General features: G+C 45.6%; 18 protein-coding genes. 10 read left to right on the top strand and 8 right to left on the bottom strand.

What is annotated here, in order from left to right:
• Nucleotides 1-83: 83 nt before the first annotated feature.
• Nucleotides 84-722, bottom strand: a complete 639-nt coding sequence (locus tag QUA50_RS14500) for an HAD-IA family hydrolase (RefSeq protein ID WP_333262237.1) — start codon at nucleotides 720-722, stop codon at nucleotides 84-86.
• 350 nt (nucleotides 723-1,072) lie between these two features.
• The gene (gene queG, locus QUA50_RS14495; protein WP_333262234.1) at nucleotides 1,073-2,038 is read right to left on the bottom strand and encodes a tRNA epoxyqueuosine(34) reductase QueG; all 966 of its coding nucleotides are present in this window, start codon (nucleotides 2,036-2,038) and stop codon (nucleotides 1,073-1,075) included.
• Between the two features lie 209 nt (nucleotides 2,039-2,247).
• Between queG and QUA50_RS14490 the strand changes: the two genes are divergently transcribed.
• The 3 genes from QUA50_RS14490 (at nucleotide 2,248) to QUA50_RS14480 (ending at nucleotide 4,551) form a co-directional block, all read left to right on the top strand.
• Nucleotides 2,248-3,210 (top strand): orange carotenoid protein N-terminal domain-containing protein, encoded by a 963-nt coding sequence (locus tag QUA50_RS14490; protein ID WP_333262231.1) that lies wholly within the window; start codon nucleotides 2,248-2,250, stop codon nucleotides 3,208-3,210.
• A 475-nt stretch (nucleotides 3,211-3,685) separates the two neighbouring features.
• Nucleotides 3,686-4,120, top strand: a complete 435-nt coding sequence (locus QUA50_RS14485; RefSeq protein ID WP_333262228.1) for a nuclear transport factor 2 family protein — start codon at nucleotides 3,686-3,688, stop codon at nucleotides 4,118-4,120.
• A 77-nt stretch (nucleotides 4,121-4,197) separates the two neighbouring features.
• Nucleotides 4,198-4,551 carry a hypothetical protein gene (locus QUA50_RS14480; RefSeq protein WP_333298552.1) on the top strand — a complete coding sequence of 118 codons (354 nt, stop codon included), beginning with the start codon at nucleotides 4,198-4,200 and terminating at the stop codon, nucleotides 4,549-4,551.
• Nucleotides 4,552-4,688: 137 nt separating this feature from the next.
• Here QUA50_RS14480 and QUA50_RS14475 read toward each other — a convergent pair whose 3' ends face one another.
• The 3 genes from QUA50_RS14475 to rsmH all read right to left on the bottom strand — a co-directional run bounded on the left by QUA50_RS14475 (nucleotide 4,689) and on the right by rsmH (nucleotide 8,755).
• A complete protein-coding gene (locus tag QUA50_RS14475) occupies nucleotides 4,689-5,111 on the bottom strand; it encodes an anti-sigma regulatory factor (RefSeq protein WP_333104293.1) in 423 nt (140 codons plus the stop codon).
• Nucleotides 5,112-5,616: 505 nt separating this feature from the next.
• A complete protein-coding gene (locus QUA50_RS14470) occupies nucleotides 5,617-7,290 on the bottom strand; it encodes a SpoIIE family protein phosphatase (protein WP_333262225.1) in 1,674 nt (557 codons plus the stop codon).
• Nucleotides 7,291-7,852: 562 nt separating this feature from the next.
• Nucleotides 7,853-8,755: a 16S rRNA (cytosine(1402)-N(4))-methyltransferase RsmH gene (gene rsmH / locus QUA50_RS14465; RefSeq protein ID WP_333262223.1), complete on the bottom strand. Its 903-nt coding sequence runs from the start codon at nucleotides 8,753-8,755 to the stop codon at nucleotides 7,853-7,855.
• Nucleotides 8,756-8,812: 57 nt separating this feature from the next.
• Between rsmH and QUA50_RS14460 the strand changes: the two genes are divergently transcribed.
• From QUA50_RS14460 to QUA50_RS14445, 4 genes are all read left to right on the top strand, one after another.
• Complete coding sequence (locus QUA50_RS14460) at nucleotides 8,813-9,997, top strand: NAD(P)H-quinone oxidoreductase subunit H (RefSeq protein WP_333262220.1); 1,185 nt, start codon at nucleotides 8,813-8,815, stop codon at nucleotides 9,995-9,997.
• 86 nt (nucleotides 9,998-10,083) lie between these two features.
• A complete protein-coding gene (locus QUA50_RS14455) occupies nucleotides 10,084-10,422 on the top strand; it encodes a type II toxin-antitoxin system RelE/ParE family toxin (protein ID WP_332985497.1) in 339 nt (112 codons plus the stop codon).
• Nucleotides 10,415-10,774 (top strand): transcriptional regulator, encoded by a 360-nt coding sequence (locus tag QUA50_RS14450; protein WP_333262218.1) that lies wholly within the window; start codon nucleotides 10,415-10,417, stop codon nucleotides 10,772-10,774. The genes QUA50_RS14455 and QUA50_RS14450 overlap by 8 nt, the downstream gene beginning before the upstream one ends.
• Nucleotides 10,775-10,783: 9 nt before the next feature.
• Nucleotides 10,784-11,995, top strand: a complete 1,212-nt coding sequence (locus QUA50_RS14445; protein WP_333262216.1) for a class I SAM-dependent methyltransferase — start codon at nucleotides 10,784-10,786, stop codon at nucleotides 11,993-11,995.
• Here the strand turns inward: QUA50_RS14445 and QUA50_RS14440 are convergent.
• Nucleotides 11,992-13,128 (bottom strand): DNA cytosine methyltransferase, encoded by a 1,137-nt coding sequence (locus tag QUA50_RS14440; protein WP_333262213.1) that lies wholly within the window; start codon nucleotides 13,126-13,128, stop codon nucleotides 11,992-11,994. The two genes, QUA50_RS14445 and QUA50_RS14440, sit on opposite strands and share 4 nt — an antisense overlap.
• Before the next feature lie 176 nt (nucleotides 13,129-13,304).
• On the opposite strand from QUA50_RS14440, the gene QUA50_RS14435 reads away from it, so the two are divergent.
• The 3 genes from QUA50_RS14435 to QUA50_RS14425 all read left to right on the top strand — a co-directional run bounded on the left by QUA50_RS14435 (nucleotide 13,305) and on the right by QUA50_RS14425 (nucleotide 17,842).
• Nucleotides 13,305-14,882 carry an ATP-binding protein gene (locus tag QUA50_RS14435; protein ID WP_333262210.1) on the top strand — a complete coding sequence of 526 codons (1,578 nt, stop codon included), beginning with the start codon at nucleotides 13,305-13,307 and terminating at the stop codon, nucleotides 14,880-14,882.
• Entirely contained in the window at nucleotides 14,858-17,023 is a 2,166-nt protein-coding gene (locus QUA50_RS14430; protein WP_333262208.1) for a hypothetical protein, read from the top strand. Before QUA50_RS14435 ends, QUA50_RS14430 begins: the two co-directional genes overlap by 25 nt.
• A gap of 495 nt (nucleotides 17,024-17,518) precedes the next feature.
• Nucleotides 17,519-17,842 (top strand): hypothetical protein, encoded by a 324-nt coding sequence (locus QUA50_RS14425; protein WP_333154693.1) that lies wholly within the window; start codon nucleotides 17,519-17,521, stop codon nucleotides 17,840-17,842.
• Nucleotides 17,843-17,952: 110 nt separating this feature from the next.
• Here QUA50_RS14425 and QUA50_RS14420 read toward each other — a convergent pair whose 3' ends face one another.
• Complete coding sequence (locus QUA50_RS14420) at nucleotides 17,953-18,723, bottom strand: Uma2 family endonuclease (protein ID WP_333262205.1); 771 nt, start codon at nucleotides 18,721-18,723, stop codon at nucleotides 17,953-17,955.
• Between the two features lie 273 nt (nucleotides 18,724-18,996).
• Complete coding sequence (gene hisS / locus QUA50_RS14415; protein WP_333262202.1) at nucleotides 18,997-20,274, bottom strand: histidine--tRNA ligase; 1,278 nt, start codon at nucleotides 20,272-20,274, stop codon at nucleotides 18,997-18,999.
• Between the last annotated feature and the right edge of the window lie 72 nt (nucleotides 20,275-20,346).

Genomic DNA, 20,346 nt, shown 5'->3' with positions numbered 1-20,346 from the left:
GATTCTTTAGTCCTTCTCTGCTGGAACGAGAGTTTGTCTAGAATAGATTTCAACCGAGGAGTCTTACTTTTGGCAATTTCAGTTTATACTTCCCGCAAATTACTCATAATTTCTATCAATTCCTGGGGGGTTTGAATCAAAAAATCTGGATTGTGTGCCACCAAAGCCTCCTCAGAATTAAAACCCCAACCTACAGCAATTACCTTAATTCCGGTTTTTCGAGCAGCTTCTATATCTCTTATCTCATCTCCTACATAAACGACTTCTTTAGCATTTATATGTTCGGTTTTTAGCCATTTATTAATAACTTTATGTTTGCCAAAAGTTGAGCCAGAGTAAATAAACGTGAAAGTGTCTTGCAAAGCATTTTTCTCGATCGATTCCAAGACATTTTCTCTGGAATTAGATGTGATGATGCCCAGTTGAAATCCCTGTTTTTTTAACTCCAGTAAAACTTCTTTAATTCCCGGAAATAAACGAATGTTGGGGATTTCGCTGCGTAACTCCGATTTCAACATTCTAATCAACAGCGGGAATTTGAAGATAGAAATACCTGAATACTGAAGGACTTGCCAAGAAGTTAAATTGCTCAGTTGAGCGATTTGCTCTTTGGTCGCAGATTTAAAGCCCAATTCTACTGACAAACGGTTGGTGATGCTTAGAAGAATATCGATTGTATCTGCTAAAGTACCGTCAAAATCAAAAATAATTACTTTGGTCATTGGACAATAGCAAATAAGGAACGGGGAAGCATACAATTTTAGATTTTAGATTTTAGATTTTAGATGGGAATGATTTACTCCATAATGTATGGGCTTTCGGTGCGCCCATCAGCACCCTAGGGCTATTACAGCATATTCGGTGGTTTATGAAGTACAGTAGCAGCTATATTGTGGGGTACGTGTTGTGTAGGGTGCGTCGCTGTTCTATGGTTCAATGGAACTTGCATATCGCCCGTGGGCGACGCACCGATGCTTACTACAAGATTGTGTGTACCGCATATAAATGGAATATGCTGTATGTATAGGGTAAGGTGCTGATGAGGGCACCCGAAGGGCGAACATCTCAACTTTTAAGGGTTAATTTGATTGGCTTTGGCATTTCGCCGCAGCATTTCGGGTTTTATGCGCCGCAGCGCCGAAGCTGTAAATCTGCGGTTCCATTCCTCGTCGGAGATGTCGGCTAATTCTGCAAGTGTCGGTGCTATGTTTTCAGGATAAGGCTCAAACTCTGCGACATCAGTTGGTTTAGCAAATCGCTGATTCCAAGGACAAACATCCTGACAAATGTCGCAGCCTGCTACCCAGCCTTGTAAATTAGATGCAATTTCGTCGGGCAATTTTTCGGCTCGATTCTCGATCGTGTGATAGGCTATACATCGATCGGCATTCACCACAAAAGGCTCAGTAATTGCTCCCGTCGGACACGCCTCAATGCAGCGAGTGCAAGTACCGCAATGTTCCGTATGAGACTCATCCGGCGCTAACTCCAAATTAGTCAAGATTTCTCCCAAAAACACCCAAGAACCGTATTCGCGGGAAATTACATTACCATTTTTGGCAATCCAGCCAATCCCGGCACGCTGCGCCCACATTTTATCCTGAATCGGCCCGGTATCAGCATAATACCGCGCTTCAATTCCCTCGCCTTGCGATCGCACCCAATTTGCCAAAAGCTTCAGTTTTTTGTGCAAAATTCTATGGTAATCCCGCCCCCAACCGTAGCGAGAGATTTTAGCATATTCGACCGCTGCATCGTCCCCCCCCTCCCACAGGGGATTTTCGGGGCGTTGGTGGGGCGTGTAGTAGTTGATGGCGACACATATTAATGACTGCACCTCTGGCATCACCAATTGAATATCCTGCCGTTTCGGGTTTGCCATCCATGCCATATCCGCCTGATAACCCTTGTCCAGCCAAGCTTGCAATCTTTGTTTTTCTATATCAAAATCCCTGTCTGTTGAGGCTATCCCGACTTTGTGAAATCCCAACTCAAGGGCTTTTTGCTTAATGCGATCGCTATTAATTGATTTTTTCATCACCTAAGAAACCACTGCACAATTTGTGCCATAAGTCTAGTAACTTTCAGAGTAATTTTGGGACAGTATTGATAATACTTTGGCAATCTTTATATTTATAAGTTTGAACTCCAAAATGTCAAAACTGTTACATAATTTAATTTAGGGAGAATTCGATTCGCTAATTCAAGTACGCAAGTAAAACCAACAGCGAATCGCACAGCATACATATGGCAGTTAGTATTCAATCAGCTCAATCTATTTTCTCCAACACCGAGATTGCTAGCATTGTTCCGGCTACCACCGAAGCGTTCTACAAACTCAGCGTTGAAGACCAACTAGCCTTGCTCTGGTATGCCTACACCGAAATGGGCGTTTCCATCACCGCAGCAGCACCGGGAGTAGCCAGCATGGCGCTTGTCGAAGGCATTCTGAGCGAAATCAAGCAAATGTCGCCTGCTGCTCAAAGCAAAACCATGTTTGACCTAGCCAGCAACGCCGACACCACGATCGGCCGGATCTACACATCCTTGCGCGTCAACACCAAACTCGGTTTCTGGTACGAGTTGGGTCAGTTGATGAAACAGGGCGTTGTCGCTCCGATCCCCGCGGGTTATCAAATGTCTCCCGAAGCCACCGCAGTTTTAGAAACCATCAAGAAACTAGATCCGGGTCAGCAAATTACCGTACTTCGCAATACCGTAGTTAACATGGGCTATGACCCTGCTTTTAACCAAGAGTACGGCAAACGCTCGGCCCCCCGCAGCACTCCCACCGCTCCAGAAGAGCGGGTAAAAACCACAATTGAGGGTATCAGCGAGCAGACTGTCCTCAACTACATCGACTACATGAACGCCTTCGACTTCACCCCAGCCGTCGGTTTATTTGCTGAAGAAGGTGCCCTGCAACCGCCTTTCCAAAAGCCGATCGTCGGTCGCGACGCTATCCTCAACTATATGCGCGAAGAGTGCGTCGGACTGAAAATGATGCCCAAGCAAGGCGTGTCCGAACCCGCAGAAGACGGCTACCGCCAAGTTAAAGTCACAGGTACTGTGGAAACTCCTTGGTTTGGCGCGAATGTGGGAATGAACATTGCGTGGCGGTTTTTGCTCGATCCTCAAGGTCAAATTTTCTTTGTGGCGATCGACTTGTTGGCATCTCCTAAAGAATTGCTCAATTTGATCCGCAAATAGAATATTCTGGTTGGCTCTGTTAAACAGGCTTGCCCAAAAACCCAGATGCCGCTAGGTGTCTGGGTTTATGTCATTTTAGATTTTAAATTTTAGATTCAAGAATTGAAGGATGGAAAATGACCAAGACTTTCAAAGGTGGTACCCGCCACGTGATTTATCCGTGGAATCAATCCCAAATCTAAAATCTAAAATCCTTGCGTCCCCCGAATTTATCCGTGGGGTCGCCTCCAAAATCTAAAATCTAAAATCTAAAATCGAATGACTGATGGTATAAGGGTTTACAGCTTGGCTACACTTACATTTTTTGAAAGTAGTATTGATTTTGGTCGATCGCTCCCAAAGCTCCGATCGACGCTCTCCGCTTCCTCCTTTTTTAGGAGAATTATTTTCCTAGCCCTACTTATATCTTTTGAGGGATTTGCTGCGGCAAAGAGAATGATTAAAGTATACTCATTCATTTGAAATCACTTGTTTTATGACCGCAACAACTCGACCTATTTTAACTAACTCTATAAAGATTGCAGGTATCACAATGCCAGGGATACTGCAATATTTTGAAACTTTAAACGCGGGCGATTTTGACGCGACGGCTAATTTATTTGCCGATGACGGGGTTATGCACGCGCCGTTTGAAGATCCAATTATCGGCAGCATTTCGATCGCCAGTTATCTAAAAAAAGAAGCGCGAGGAATGCAGCTCGAACCACAGAAAGGTGTCAGCAAAATGTTAGAAGATGGCCAAGTAGAAGTTCAGGTCAGCGGCCGGGTGCAAACTTCCGCCTTTGGTGTTAATGTCGGATGGCTGTTCTTGCTCAATTCTGACCAAAAAATCCTTTCAGTCACGGTCAAACTGTTAGCTTCTCCCCAAGAATTGCTAAATCTGCGGTCACAGACGAAATTTGATGTTTGATAATCTGTTTCACATTTAAATTGTTTGTTTTGGTTTGACCTGTCGATCGAATGTAATGGCTCAAGCCATCATTATTTTTGCGCGCAATTGAGGCAGAAACCGGGTTTTTTATCCAAATCTCCAGTGAAGCGCCGTCAACCGTTGAAAAACCCGGTTTCTTGATTATTTGCGCGCAATTGAGGCAGAAACCGGGTTTTTTATCCAAATCTCTGGTGAAGCGCCGTCAACCGTTGAAAAACCCGGTTTCTTGGGTATTTGTGCGATCGGGACTGTACCCCTACAATCTTACAGTCTCGCCTTGGGCTGACAATTCCCGCATCCAGGATACCCGCCACGCGATTCATCCGTCCAGAAATAAAAAACCTGTATCCGATGAAACTTGCCGAACGTATTTATCTCGCGCAAGTCAATGCTTCAATTCTAAAATCTAAAATCTCAAATCTAAAATCGATTGACGCTACTGCACGGAAAATTGGCTGTCACCGCAGCGCGTGCGACAGACAGCCAAAGCGAGTCTAAAAGTGGAGGGTCAATCACTAATCATTGATGACTAACGACTAACGACTAATTAAGATTTTTCCGGCAAACTCGCTTCCAACTTCAGACAGTTGCGACCGTCTATTTGCAAAGTGTAGTCCACCCGATCCATAAGTCTGCTCATAATCAGCCAGCCGTAGCCGCTTTCCTGTTTAGCTTCCGGCATCGGGGGATTGTAAGTATCCATTTCGTAACCTTTACCGTAATCCCAAATTTCTAAACCAATATCCCTATTTTTTAAATTCAAGCGAATTAACACGGGCAAATTGGGTTGATCTTTGTGAGCATGGCGGATCACGTTAGAATAGGCTTCTGCTAACACCAAGCGCAAACGATTCGACTGACGCGGCCAATCGACGTGCTCTCCTAGCTCTACTTCCAAACTGCTCAGCAACCAATTTTCAACAATTGTTAAAAACCGCAAGTCGCTTGGCACATGAAGCTCAGTATTCATAAAAAAATCCCGTAAGTTTGAAAACCCTGTGTCTTCCAGGTATGAAATACGACGAGCCGAATGGATTCGGCCTCAATACTTGTCGCTAATCGGGGGATACTAGCCTTTTCTGTTGAAAAATCAGGCATTCGTCATTCGGTAGAAGGCAGAAGTTAAGAGTATAGTTGAAAACTTTTGTTATGGGCTTAAAGCCCCTTAACAATTGATAATTATACCGAGACTGCAAGCAGTGAGGTATAAAAAATCTGTGTTTCAATCCTTGGCTTTTAAGCGTTGGTTTTTTCTGACGAATGCCTTCTACCTTAACCCTTTACAGGTATTTAATCCCCCAAGAAAGCGATTCAGGAAACTAGCTGCGCCATCGCCGGCTAGGTTTTTTACTGTGGTTTTTGACTGTTGACGATAACGCCGTCCTTTGCAGGACTAATCTATGGGCCGTCAACAAGCAGGGCTTAAGTTTTTTCTGCTCTCACCCCCGACTATGCGTCGGGAGTCGCTGACAGATTCAAAGAACCTCCAGAGAGAGTATGGTTTGGTCGTCTTCCTGAACGGGATTGTCGGCTCGGATGTGAGCCAACAAATTGTCCAAGTTGAAAGAACCAGGTTCCTGAATCAAAAGTTGCCAAAGCCCTTCTTGTTGTAGCATAGAACGGGTTGGTACACCCCCTCCGACCGCTTCGGTGGTCACGCTAGCTTCAGTAATTCCGTCACTCGTCAGCAGAAATACATCTCCTGACTTTAATTCGATCGTACCTGCTTTGCCTCTCCAAACTGGTAGTATCCCCAAAGGAATGCCGCGAGCTTTCAGGAAATTAGGCTCGGCTGGCGTTTTACCGCTAGCGGCTTGAGCTTTCACCTCCGAGTGAGACCAAACAATCGGGTAAATGTGACCGGCATTAGCAAAGGCGAGGTGTCCGGTTGACGGAGTGTAACGAGCAACAACCATTGTAATAAAATGGTTGTTGCCGATCAGGTCGTCAGACATACTGCTATTCATATTGTGCATAACTCGATCGGGCTCTGGAGAAACTTCTTGGGAAAGTTCCCGCCGCATCACCGAAATCGCGCTCGCCATAAATAGAGCAGCCGGAACTCCCTTACCCGAAACATCTCCCACCGCTAGCCAAATATCCCCTTGGGAGTGGACGTAGACTTCAAAAAAGTCGCCGCCAACTTCCCGCGCGGGATAGCAGCAAGCTTGCACCCTGACTGTTTCAAAATCCGGCCAACTTTGGCGCAACAAGTTGGTTTGGATTTGGCGGGCCACTTCCAACTCGTTTTGCATTTGCTTGGCCAAATCCAGAGTGCGCTGGTAGAGCTTAGCTTGAGACAGGGCGAGAGCAGCTTGAGCTGCTACACCTTCTATTAACTCTATCTCTTCTGCCGACCAAGGGTTAGTGCCACCAATCTGGCACAGTGCGAGTACCGCCAGCAATTCTTGCTGGTAAGTCAGGGGCACGGCAATCTCAACGGAGTTACCGTCCCCGCGACTGTTTGGGTTGACTTGAGTTTGGCGGCTGGCTACGGCTTGAACCAGCAAATTTTCATCAAAAGAAAAGCTGCTGGCTTCAGAGGTTTGGGCTTGGTAGGGGAAGGTACTCGGCAATAGTCGATCGGCCTCTACCGGCCGCAGCATACAATAGTTTGCCTCAAAAGTTTGACCTACGGTTTGAACAATAGTTTGTACCATACTAGAGTAATCTAGCGACCCGCGAATCACGCTCATTACCTCATTGAACAGAGATTCCTTGCGTAAAGCGCGACGCAGTGCAACGCTGCGCTGCTTGTAGTATTTGTAAGTTTCTGAGGCTTGATTGATCACCAATTTGAGTTCTTCTGGATTCCACGGTTTGGTGATGTATTTGAACACTTGACCTGAGTTGATGGCCTCGACCAAATCTTCAACATCTGTGTATCCCGTTAGCAGAATCCGAATCGTATCGGGAAATCGCTCGACTGTTTTCCCCAAAAACTCGGTGCCATTCATTTCTGGCATCCGCTGGTCAGATATAATCACCGCCATCTCACCCTGTTCGTCTAGAACTTCCAGGGCGCTGAGGGCGCTATCTGCTTTGTAAACTTGAAAGTCGCGTCGAAACGTCCGGTACAATAAATCCAAGTTGTCGGGTTCGTCATCGACTACCATCAGTTTCAGCTTGCTTCCATCTCCCCGACTCATCTTTCTTCCCCCTTGAAAACCCCCACCATAGCTGTAATCAGCAAGGTGGCGGGAGGAAAAGGGGGGCTGGATATATGCAACATATCAGTTACGTCAAGTTGAGTTAAAGAAACCCGTTTTACCTCAAGGTGAGCATTCCTTTCGCACCATCTGTTCGCACAGATGAGAGGCTTTCGATACTGTAACCCGCCTCGGTAGGCCGCTTCAATAGGGAAAATTCCCGAGTCAGCTTTCACGCTGTGATACTAGCAATGACCTTGTTAGCAGTTGGTACTTTTCTAAACACACCAGCATTCAAAACGGCTAATTAATGCTCTGATTGCAGAGTTCTTAACTAGCTGGGCACTGTCCTCGGTGTGAATTTTAACACTTACTACTAAGGCAGGTATTGCTACCTAAGTCTGGTCAACACCGGCTGTATTTCAAGCCCCACTGTACCCGAAGGGTTAGTGGTGGGTTGTTGGCGCTATTGCCTACATCTTTGCCGCATCGTACTTGATTGCTGCATGCAAGTCTCCCTAATCTCTCAACTTTTTGCAGCAAGCATATTACTACTGCCGAATCAAGTTATTCTTTCTGCCAGTCTGAGCTTAGCAGAACGAGAGCGGGGATTTCTAGCGACTTCTTCGGATTGTGGGACGATCGGCTTTTTTGTCAGTACCTGCAAATTGGGTGTTCCTCTGAGTTGGTGCTTGACTGGTCGGTCTTCGAGACTGTGAAATGTAATGATTCCGATTCTCCCCCCTGGTTTTAACCACCTTGGCGCTTGGTGGAGGAAAGTTTCTAAAGAAGCGAGTTCGGAGTTGACAGCTATCCTTAAAGCTTGGAAAGTACGGGTGGCCGGATGGATTCTGCCGTTGCGCTGCTTGGGGGGGAAGCTGGAGGCGATCGCCCCTGCAAGTTCTGTTGTAGTTTGAAAAGGGCGCCCTTGCACAATCCGCCTGGCGATGCGTCGCGACAGTCGCTCCTCGCCGTACCTGTAAATAATATCTGCTAGTTTAACTTCTTCCCAGTGGTTGATAATCTCTTCTGCCGTCAAAGATTGCTGCTGGTTCATACGCATATCTAGTTGAGCTGGGTGGCGAAAACTAAATCCTCGTTCCGGTGTATCGAACTGAGCAGAGCTGACGCCCAAGTCTGCTATGATACCATCAAATTCAGCCTCTGGGGACTGATATTCAGCAAAGTTGCCGTGCCAAAACTCAACGGGCGAGTTGGCAAATCGGGTTTGGCAAAAACGGATGGCTTGTGCGTCGCGGTCGATCGCCACCACTGTAACATCAGCCGCCGCCCCTAAAATCAAACTGGTGTGTCCGCCGCCCCCAAGCGTCGCGTCCAAATAGCGCCCGCCTGCACGCACAGCCAAACCCGCAATTAATTCTTGACCCAAAACTGGAACGTGATAGGTGTCAATACTGACATCTAATCCAGGGGTATCCTTCTCAGAGAGCTCGATATCCTTCATAATCTATAAAGCGAAACAAAAATCAACAATAGTCAGTAATCATTAATTCATTTAATTATGTCAAGAATTGAGACTAGAACCGAACCGATGGTGCTCAACATGGGGCCGCACCACCCATCCATGCACGGGGTACTCCGGTTAATTGTCACCCTGGACGGGGAAGATGTGGTGGACTGCGAGCCAGTTTTGGGCTATCTACACCGGGGGATGGAAAAAATTGCCGAAAACCGCACCAACGTGATGTACGTGCCCTACGTGAGCCGCTGGGACTACGCTGCGGGGATGTTTAACGAAGCGGTGACAGTGAATGCACCGGAAAAGTTGGCAAATATTGCTGTTCCGAAACGGGCTAGTTATATTCGGGTAATTATGCTGGAGTTGAACCGGATTGCTAACCACTTGATGTGGGTAGGGCCGTTTTTGGCGGACGTGGGCGCGCAAACTCCTTTTTTCTATACTATGCGCGATCGCGAACCAATTCTCGACTTGTGGGAAGCAGCGACAGGTTATCGCATGGTGAATAATAACTATTTCCGCATCGGCGGAGTTGCCGCCGATTTGCCCTACGGTTGGGTAGATAAGTGCGAAGATTTCTGCGATTACTTCGTTCCCAAAATTGACGAGTACGAACGTTTAATTACCAACAATCCAATCTTCCGCCGCCGGATTGAAGGGCTCGGTACTATTTCTCGCGAAGAAGCGATTAACTGGGGACTTTCCGGCCCCATGTTGCGCGGTTCCGGCGTAAATTGGGATTTGCGGAAAGTTGACCGTTACGAATGTTATGACGACTTCGACTGGGAAGTTTGTACCGAAGCTGCAGGCGATTGTTTAGCCCGGTATTTAGTACGGATTCGGGAGATGCGCGAGTCGGTGAAGATTATCTATCAAGCCTTGAAAGGACTCCCCGGCGGCCCTTACGAAAATTTGGAAGCGAAGCGCTTAGAAAGCGGGCCAAAATCTGAATGGAATGGTTTTGACTATCAGTTTATTGGCAAAAAAGTTGCCCCGACTTTTAAGATTCCCAAGGGCGAACATTATGTCCGCGTGGAAAGCGGCAAGGGTGAGTTGGGGATTTATATTATCGGGGATGATAGTGTGTTTCCTTGGCGCTGGAAGATTCGGGCTGCGGATTTCAATAACTTACAGATTTTGCCTCACATCGTGCGCGGCGTGAAGATTGCCGATTTGGTGGCAATTTTGGGCAGTATCGACATTATTATGGGCTCGGTTGACAGGTAGAAGGAAAAGGGCGATCGCGTTTTTGGGCTGTTTGCTAAAAAGTGCGATCGCTGCTTTTTTTTAGCCTCGATCGGCTACTATAAATTATGGAAGCTCAACCAAAAGAAATTCAGCGTTACGTCACACCAGATGGAAAAATTCCTTTCACTGAATGGTTGAAGTCTCTTCGAGATATCAAAGCAGAAGCCAAGATTCGCGGGAGGCTAGAGAGAATTAAGCTAGGAAATTTGGGAGATTGTCGCTCAGTAGGAGAAGGTGTTTTTGAATTAAGAATTGACTGGGGTCCAGGCTACCGCGTCTACTTTGGGCAAATAGAGCAAACGATTGTTCTCATCCTCTGCGGTGGAGATAAAAGCACTCAAGATCGAGATATTCGTAAAGCTATTGAATATTGGATAGATTACAGGAGTCGAGATAATGACTAAAAGTGTAAGTTACCAAGATGACTTGATTGAATTCCTGAAAAAACCTGAAGCTGCTGCTGCTTATATCGAGGCGATTTTGGAAGATAAAAATGTAGAAGCGGAACTTTTACCACTAGCACTTAGTAATATTGTTGAGGCTCGCGGGGGGATAACTCAGCTTTCAGATATAGCTAAGTTGCACTATGAAAAGTTAAAAAATTTGCTCTCGAAAACAGGAGGAGATGAAGTTTATCTGTTGGCGGCGTTTCTGGATGCTTTGGGGTTTCAGCTACAAATAGGGGTTAAATCTGATAGTTCAACATTCGAGGCTGAGGGTGCGCTCGCAGTCGCAGAGCATCTTCCCACAGTATAATGATTAATTATGGCAGTCCAGCAATTAGATATTAACGATAGTAACCCGGAACTCTGCGCTTTAATCTGCGAAAGAATTGCCGCCACTCCGCAGCAGCGTATTACTTTTGCTGAATATATGGATTTGGCATTGTATCATCCGCAGCACGGTTATTACAATAGCGATCGCCCGTCGATCGGCAAACAAGGCGATTTTATAACGTCGTCTCATTGGGGTGCTGATTTTGCGGAGGTTTTGGCAGAGCAATTTGTGGAAATGTGGGAATTGCTCGGCAAACCTCATTCTTTTACTGTCGTAGAAATGGGGGCGGGGCGGGGAACTTTCGCCGAAAATATTCTGCAATATCTGCAAATACAATATCCCGATTTATTTCAGGTTGTAGAATATATCATTATTGAAGTTTCCGCTGTACTCCAAGCGGAACAGCGGCAAAGGTTAGCTGATACTAAGTGTGTTAAGTGGTGTAATTGGGATGAGATAGTTAATAACTCTATTGTCGGTTGTTTTTTTTCTAATGAGTTAGTGGATGCTTTACCCGTGCATCAATTTATTCTTGAACAAGGGCAATTGAGGGAGATTTACGTTGCCGCAGAAACCCCAAAAGATGAACAAGAAGAGATAAGCTTTGTTGAAGTAACTGGCGAAGTTTCCACGCCTAAAATAGCCGAATATTTTGATTTGGTAAGCATCGATGTGTCGGCGAGTGTTTATGGGGATGGTTATCGCAGTGAGGTAAATTTGGCGGCTTTGGACTGGATGAGTACAGTTGCTCAAAAGTTGCAGCGGGGATATTTGTTAACTATTGATTACGGCCATCCGGCGCACCGCTATTACAATCCGAGGCGCAGGGAGGGGACGCTACAGTGTTATTATCGCCACCGATATCACAATAATCCTTATATTAATGTGGGGCGGCAGGATTTAACGGCTCATGTTAATTTTACGGCGCTGGAAAGGCAGGGTGAATTGTGCGGTTTGGATGTGGTAGGGTTTACTCAGCAGGCTTTGTTTTTGATGGCGTTGGGTTTGGGCGATCGTATTGCTTCTCTATCAACAAATGATGCGGAAGTATTGGATGTGGCAACGTTTTTGCAGCGCCGGGAGGCTTTGCATCAATTGATCGATCCGATGGGTTTGGGGGGTTTTGGGGTTTTGGTGCAGTCGAAGGGGTTGAAGGAGGACGAGAAAAAGAAAAAGCTCAAAGGTTTGAGTGTACCTTAAATTAACTGCAAACTTTGCTCCTGCACCTCTAATTCTGCGTCCTTTAATCGTTCTTGAATTGACATCTCCTGCAACTTTTTGCTCATCTCATATAAATCAACTTTCGGATAACCTCCCTTAAATAGCGGAATTAAAGCCTCAACAACAGCAGCAATTCCCTCCGGTGGCACTGCATTTCCAATTTGCCGCCGCACTTCAGTAGTAGAACCTTCAAAAACAAAATCATCTGGAAATGTTTGCAATCTTGCTCTTTCACGATTTGTCAATGCTCTGGGTTCTTTATAATGATAACCCCAAGTACCACCACCACCTCCAGCAATGATTGTGCTGGAGGGTTGATTCGGATCTAATCTCCGATAAACGTGACTGATCAGGCCTTTAACATAAAGGGGACTATTTCTTGGAATATCACTAAAATTTCCACCTGGTTTTATCTGGTCTAATCTTTGTTTAGTTTTTGGATTAATTTTCAGCAGTTCATTATTGTATGGTACTTCCTCCACACCTTCAAGTGCTTGGCTAGCAGTTCGATAAGGTTTGCGATCGGAACCGTATTCGGGCTGAGGATGAACAAAGTTAAAGTCAGTATTCATCCGAATGCCAACTAATAATACTCTTTGCCGAAATTGGGGAACTCCGTATTCAGCAAAGTTGTAGAGTTTAGGCTTAACTAAGTACCCAGGCTCTATATTTTCAAAGTCAGCAATAATGCGCTTAATAGCTTGAGAATTATTAGCGCTCAACAAACCTTTAACATTTTCAGCCACAAATGCTTTAGGTTGTTTCTGTTTGACAAACTCTCGAAAGTATGTATACAAATTTCCTCTATCTACATCCAGTCCGTAACGCTTCCAAATCAGAGAAAAATCTTGACAAGGAAAGCCCCCAATAATAATGTCTGCGTCGGGAACTTCATGTTTAATGTCATTGATTTTTTCTATTGAGTCGTTGAGGAGAATGACTGGATCAATATTTCTTCTGAAAGTCTCACAAGCATATTTATTTGAATCAATTGCCCACACTACTTCAAACCCGGCTTTGTGGAATGGCAAGTCCATGCCGCCACAACCTGAAAACAAGGATATCAGTTTTGGTGGCTTCTCCCAGGTGCGCTTGAGACGTTCGAGTGACATAGAGGCGATCGCTTCCTTTTAGCCTCCTTTCCTACTGAGGCAGTAACAGCTTTTTCATCATAGATGAGGGATCGCAGCCTAAATGTAAAGCTTTGTAACAAAAAAAGTGCGGGGGTAGTCGCAGCCAAGAGAGCTTGCTACTATTAAAATACAGTAAACATTACAACAAATAATTTATGCAGGTAGCCGAGCGAAGTGGCACAGGCATCAAAGCAATACTGGGTTTGACAGAGGAGATGCGGATTGGGACAACCTCCTCAGACCCCTATTTGGGTTCTCCAACCTTTGACGAGGTGCCGTTTCACGTTCATGTAGGATGCAGGCCCGCTTTGGGTACGTATATCATTATCGTGGGCGATGCAGACGAGTTTGTTCACTACGGACGCATCATCAGCGGTACGGAAGATAACCCGCGAGCCAATCCCTCGGCTTTGCAACAGAATCAAGCTTATCAGGTCGGTAACAGAGATCCGAGGCCAACGGATAAAGCACCTCACGTTACCCGCGTGATGGCAGCAGAGGTATTGGGGGAGATATACCTAGACGATAACAGCAATATAACGATTAAAGAGCCAAATCAGCTAGCACAAACGGGCAAAGGTGTCTATGAATTGCCAGCAGATAGGATTCCGCAGTTGCTTAATATTCCAGACTCATCCGAAAACGGGTTCCACATTGGGCGAGTCGAATCGGGGAATAGTTCAGTGGACTTTATATTGCCGATGGAGGCGATCGCGCGACATCTGGCAGTAGTTGGAAAAACTGGTGTAGGTAAAAGCTATTTTGTCGGGGTTTTGGTGGAGGAATTGGTACGACACGGGATTCCCGTGATTGCCTTTGACGTGCTCGGCGATATGCTAAAAGCAACAGAAGATTTGGGAGGTTGCAACTTTAAAGCAGGAGAAAACTTTCGAGTCCCCTATTCAGTTATTGGAGTGAAGGAATTTCTGGGATTTGTCCCAAATTTGACACCAGACCAACTGGAGATAGTTTCTTTTGCTTATGATGCTCTGTTCAACAAAGCATTCAAAATCTTAGACGAGACAGCAGCAGTCAACATTCCCATTAAAAATTTACTCGATGAAATCCAAAATTTAGCTGCAGAATTCGGTCAAACTGCCGTAGGAGGGCGAGCGGCAAAGAAGGTTGAAACTGCTTTCAACCGCAACTCGCTTTTAACTGCGAAAACCGAAGAATGGTTGAGCGAATTTGTAGAGAAACCGATAACTAACATCTTTGTCGGACATTTGAGCCAACAGCAGCGGAACTTAATAGTAGGAGCAACAGCCCGAATGCTGCAAGCACTCCGAAAGCGATCGCAAGTTCCGCCGTTTGTATTTTTGCTTGACGAAGCTCATTTCTTCTTGCCTTCTGGAGGAGAAACAACGCCATCAACTTTGGTGATTCGAGAGATGATCCGTACAGCGCGTCACGATGGGATAGGTATCACATTGATTACCCAAAGTCCAGCATCTATGGACAAACAAGTAATTTTAACTTGCAATACACGGGTAGTATTTGCCCTAGATCCAGATGACCTGAGATTAGTATCTGGCACGATGGGAGATGTTTCTGAAGAAATGAAGTCGCGCATTCCTAAACTAGCAAAAGGGACTGCAATTATCTCATCAGCTACCGATATTATGCGGCATCCAGCCCTTATCAAAATTCGTCAGCGTCAGACCAGACACGGTGCGCCGACACCTAACTTAGCAGAGGATGTAAAAGAATGGCGAAAGATGCAGGAATTCTAATTCAGAATATTATGGAATTGCTGGTTCAAGAGCCAGATGGATTAGAATTTGCAGAGATTGTCGAACAACTCAATCAAGCCCAAGATGTAGGTTCAGAAAGAGGTTTACGCAGTCTACTCAACCGATTGGCGAAAGAAGGCAAGCTAATTAAACGCAAAGGTTGGAGTCGCAAACCGGGCGCACAACCTTATACTTACTGTCACCCTAAGACCCAACCGCGCCAACTTGAAATTCCTGGAATTAAAGAGTATCAAATTCATACTAAAAATGAGTTTGAGATTGGGGAATTGAATTATGAAGAAAGCCAGCAGAGGCAAAAAGCAATTTCTGTTTTAGAAAACATCGCCAGCGGTCACTTACATCAAGAATCCTATGCACGGGCGATTATCGAAGTTGCACCTAAGTTAGCAGAAAAAAATCCGGTAGATTTAGTAGTTGAGATGGCGAGTTGGGTAGTTAACGATCTGAACCAACTGGCTGCTGATATAGAGCGCAAATTGAGACGCGGGGCAGTAGATGAATCAAAAAAAATGGCTGTGAAACTAGATTCGCAGTTAGGGTGGGCAAAGCGTTATTTTCAAGAATTCTGGAAGCTGTATGCTCCCGTCGATGAACTTCCTGGTATTTTGGAATTGCCGTCTCAAGCCAAGCACTTTCGCTTGTACAGGCAAACTGCTAAATTAGATGAAGAAAAAGCTAGAGAGCAACTGCAAAAACGCATTTTTGGCGATCGGTTAATAGAAGAAAAACTGTTACCAACAGACTTGCACAAATCAGCAGCAGGTACGGATGCTTCTGTAGCAGACCTATTTTTAGAGCATACATCTGGCAGTTTTATTCCCCCCGATCCTGTGATTGTTCCCACCTCAGCGGCCGCGTTAGTGACTAACTCCAAATATGGCTTTCCAGACGAATACCAAGATTTCGATATTTTTCCAGATAAACTTAAGGACTATGACGACCATACCGCTGCTGCAAATGGCTTAGTCTTGTCGCCAGCTTTGGCAAGAAACTTTGTGGAGGAGAGTAATTTACAGCATACTCGCAAGGCTGCAATGGATCTCCGCCAATACTGGCAGGATTTTCGGATTGCTACTAAAGAAGCGGATTGGCGACCAATGGGCAATTCGCCAGAGTTAGGAACTAAAAATAAACCGACATTGATTATCCGTGATGGTCGAGTTTTCCCTTTGGTACACCGACTGAGAGATTATGAAAGTGGCGGTTTGTACGGGCAAATTGTTCGCAGCGAGATTGATAAATTTATGCAAGTTTTTCACAATACTCTATTAGGCTCAGGATTAGATAATATTGTATACGGTGCTGCTGTTAAAAGTCCTGGGATGTCGTGGCTCGCACCTTTGGTATTTTGGTATCTGTACGTTAATAAATCTGTGGTAGACGGAAGAGTTGCAGTTAGCAGTGCTGAGGAAGTTTATCAATATCCTTTTGCGGATACAGCAGTATCGCATTTACTGTTTTTAGGTGTCGCAAAGAATGCGAGCAACTTCTCACCCGATCGCCTATTTGTTACTTGCCGAGTTCTGCGACGTTTTTCAGATATCGCCCTTGAAGCAGAGGAAATGTCTCCGATCATCTCAGAAGGTGATGAAATTAGGCGAGTGGGGGAGAACAATCCGAAAGATTGGAAGGAGTTTATCGAGCAGCACATTGCTAAGAAAAGAAAACATTACCAATCAATCAATCTGGATATAGACGACTACGGACCGTTTATTTATCTTTGTTCTAAAGTTGGCGTTTCTATGTGCTACGCCGCGCCCACATCTGCTTACGCATTGTTATCAGGCAACAGCGGTATTTCAGCACATTTCTTACTGCCTCGCTTGGAGGTTGCTATCAATACGGAACGATTAGAACGGGAGCCGGAACACGAACAAGAGTGTTTAGATGGTTTGCTTTCCTGGTTGGCGGCGGGGCATATAGAGCTCGATCGCCGTCACACACAATCAGGGTTTGATACGGGACATCGAGAACATAGTCTTCCTATCTTAGTACCCGATGTTATTGTCCGTGCTCATGAAGCTGCAACCTTTACCCGCGACAAGTTGGGTGAAGAGGTACAGGATAAGATTAGGGCGCTGATTGCAGAATTGAGAAAACGGCTCGGAAAGGGGCATTGAGTAGGCTCTGGTTGCGGTTCTAAGATACAGATAAGGACACGGTAGTGCCAAGGCGTGTCAACTTAAGGTAAAACCGATAGTCCGTCAGGGGTTGAAACCCCTGCCTCAAAGCGAAAGTCCTCGCTCAAGAGGACTAATGAATGATTCAGTCCTCTTGAGCGAGGACTTTCGCTATAAGAGGGGGAATTCATTCCCTGGCGGACTGCCGGGTGAGCGGGAGGACTGGCGGACTAAAAGCTTAAGTTGACACCAATGGGTAGTGCCGTGTCCCTACGAAAAATTTTTGTTCCAGCCTGATGCCAAAAGACTTGACAGCTACCTAAATATCTGCAACAATTAATTATTGTAATATTTGTTGTAGCCAAGCCGGACAAATAGCTTCTATGAAGCGGTTATCCCATCTGTTGCAGCTTTGCAATGAAAAAGCCAGACCTAGCGATTGCCGTCGCGGGTGTCTGGCTCAAGTTCAATTAATTTACTTATAAGGAGTTTACCATGTTTAAAAACAAGGTAGATCGTTCAGTTCTGCTGGAAAATGTCGATTTGACACCCACGCAAATCGCCACCAAGCTTAGCCAGGAGACAGGAAAAAAGATTTCCTGCATTAAAGTCAACGAGGATTTGGCAAAACTCGGCTTGCAGCAAAAGTTAGAACCCAGAGGAAGCAAGCGGCAGTGGCAACTCACTGAACGAGGCAAAAAATACGGACGAGTCTACAAAGTCGAGTCCTCTCATAGCAACTGGAGTGGAAATCAAATTAAGTGGGGCGAAGAAATTATCGATCTACTTAAGCAAAACCTGTTAAGGGTGACTGTTTAGCGATCGCTCTCCACTTTTATCCGACAGGTGCGATCGCTCCTTTCTATTCTAAAGGGGCGATCGGCTCAAGAGTTATTTGAATATCTTAATCTGGTCACCCAAATTGTTGGTCACTCTTCATCATCTAACTCGATTCCCGCTTGACGCAGTTTTTCGGCCAATCTTTCAGCGCGGAGTCGTTCGCGATCGCCCCGCTGACGTTCTTCTTCTACTCTTTCCTCAGACCACAGCAACAACTCGCCTTCAGGATTCCACCACCTCAACCAACAGCCTGTCCTTCCTTCGTGGGTTCCTTCCCAAATACCTAAAAATAAGTCTAATCCCGGTATCCAATAACGTCCGTTTTCATCGGGTTTTTGCAAGTTGTAGTGCTCTGATTCTAAAGCGTAAACTTCTAAATGAGCGGTTTTTGCTCGGAATATGACGTATCGGGGAACTTTGATTACTTGCTCGTAAAAATACCACTTTCCCACCCGCGAGGTAAACTCAACCGAGTATTCTTCTCCATAGGTTTCTGAAAGAAATTCCATCACGATTTGGGGGATGGTTCCTTCTGTGTGCGGGGTGTAACTGCGGCGGACTTGCGAGACCTTTTTTGGATTGACGGGTTTCACGTACATCCAATCTGGTGCTTTGCAGATAATGCGCTGTTCGTCGCTGCTTGAACCTGGGAAACTTATGCCGGCACAAATGGCAAAGTTGGAAACAATTAAGGCATCCTGCATTAATTCAGGAAATTTTGTTAGCGGCTGGCGCAAAGCGGCGGCTAACAATGGTTGGCTTTCGTCTTCCACGGGGTCGTCTGGTAGTTGGAAATCTTCTGGTAGTAGCGGCCAGGTGATTGTGAGTTGTGTTTCTGGGTTTTTAGTTGCTACAGACATAGGTTATCAGAGATTAAATGTTTTAATTCTTAAATTATATCTCTTGGTTTTTGGGATTAATGTTAATGGCTTAATGACGAGGCAGAGCCTCTGGATCTGCGTTACCGGGCAGAGTCAATTAGTAACGACTTAAGCCGACATTCCGCCAGGGGTTGAAACCCCTGGCTAATAGCTAAAGTCCTCTTAAGAGGACTGAGAAGAAGACTGTTAAAATAATTAGTCCTCATAGCGAGGACTTTAGCTTTGAGGCAGGGAATTCATTCCCTGCCGGACTTAATATGCAGCTAGGATTTTCTGCTGTAGTTCGGTGGTCATTGCTAGTAGTTCCGATTGCCCGATCGCACTTTGTTCGCCACTCGCCAACCACTTCAATTGTACCGTCTGGTTTTCAGCTTCCGCATCTCCCAAAACTAAACACCCAACTGCACCGCTTCTGTCGGCTCTTTTAAACTGTTTACCGAAAGCACTACCGCTCAAATCTATCTCGACGCTAAACCCCGCACTTCGCAATTTTTGAGCTAACAATACCGATTGCTGTTCGGCTTTTTCGCCCCTGGATACCACATAGAAATCCAACTTCGGCGCGGGCAAAGGTTGCAACTTTTGCAGCAGGATAATCAACCTTTCGATACCCATTGCCCAACCGACTGCCGCCGTATCTGGCCCGCCCAATTCCTTGACTAAACCGTCGTAGCGACCGCCTCCGCAAACTGTTGCTTGCGCTCCCAAATCGTCGGATATAATTTCAAATGCGGTGTAGGTATAGTAATCTAAACCGCGCACTAATCGGGGATTTAACTGATAGCTAATTCCTAAATTTGTGAGCATAAGCTGCACTTGCTCGAAGTGATCTCGCGATTCCTCTCCCAAATAGTCCAAAATACTCGGCGCACCAGCTACAATTTCTTGAGTTCGTTCATTTTTGCTGTCCAATATCCGCAGCGGATTGCGAGTCAAGCGGTCTTGAGAATCGGCGTCTAATTCGTCTTTGTGCGGTGTAAAATAATCTATCAAAGCTTGCCGATAATTTTGTCTGTCTTGCTTATTTCCGACAGAATTAATATCGAGGCGCAAATTTTTTAAACCGAGTGTTTGCAGGATATCGCAGGCGATCGCAATTACTTCGACATCCGCACGGGGATTCGCACTCCCCAAGACTTCCACGCCAATTTGATTGAACTGCCGCTGTCTTCCTTCTTGCGCGCGTTCGTAGCGAAACATCGGCCCAGCATACCACAGACGCTGCACGTCTCCCGCCGCGTACAAACTGTTTTGAATAAAAGATCGGACTACTCCGGCGGTGCCTTCTGGGCGCAAAGTAGTCGATCGATCGCCCTTATCCTTAAAAGTGTACATTTCTTTGCCCACCACATCGGTAGCTTCGCCAATGCCGCGTTCAAATAAAGATGTCTGTTCAAAAATAGGCGTCCGAATTTCTCGATAAGCCGCTTTTTTCAAAATTGTTCTAGCCACTTCTTCGATATTTTGCCAATATCGAATTTCATCGGGCAAAATATCCCGCGTTCCCGGTAAAGTTTTAATTGCACTCATTTTGTTAGTCAGTCTTTATTTCTTAGTCCGCTTGGAGTGGACTTCGTTTGTGTAGTAGCGATTTCAATCGCC

The sequence above is a fragment of the Microcoleus sp. M2_D5 genome, from assembly GCF_036701935.1.
Taxonomy (GTDB): domain Bacteria; phylum Cyanobacteriota; class Cyanobacteriia; order Cyanobacteriales; family Microcoleaceae; genus Microcoleus.
This window is presented reverse-complemented; position numbering and strand designations above follow the sequence as displayed.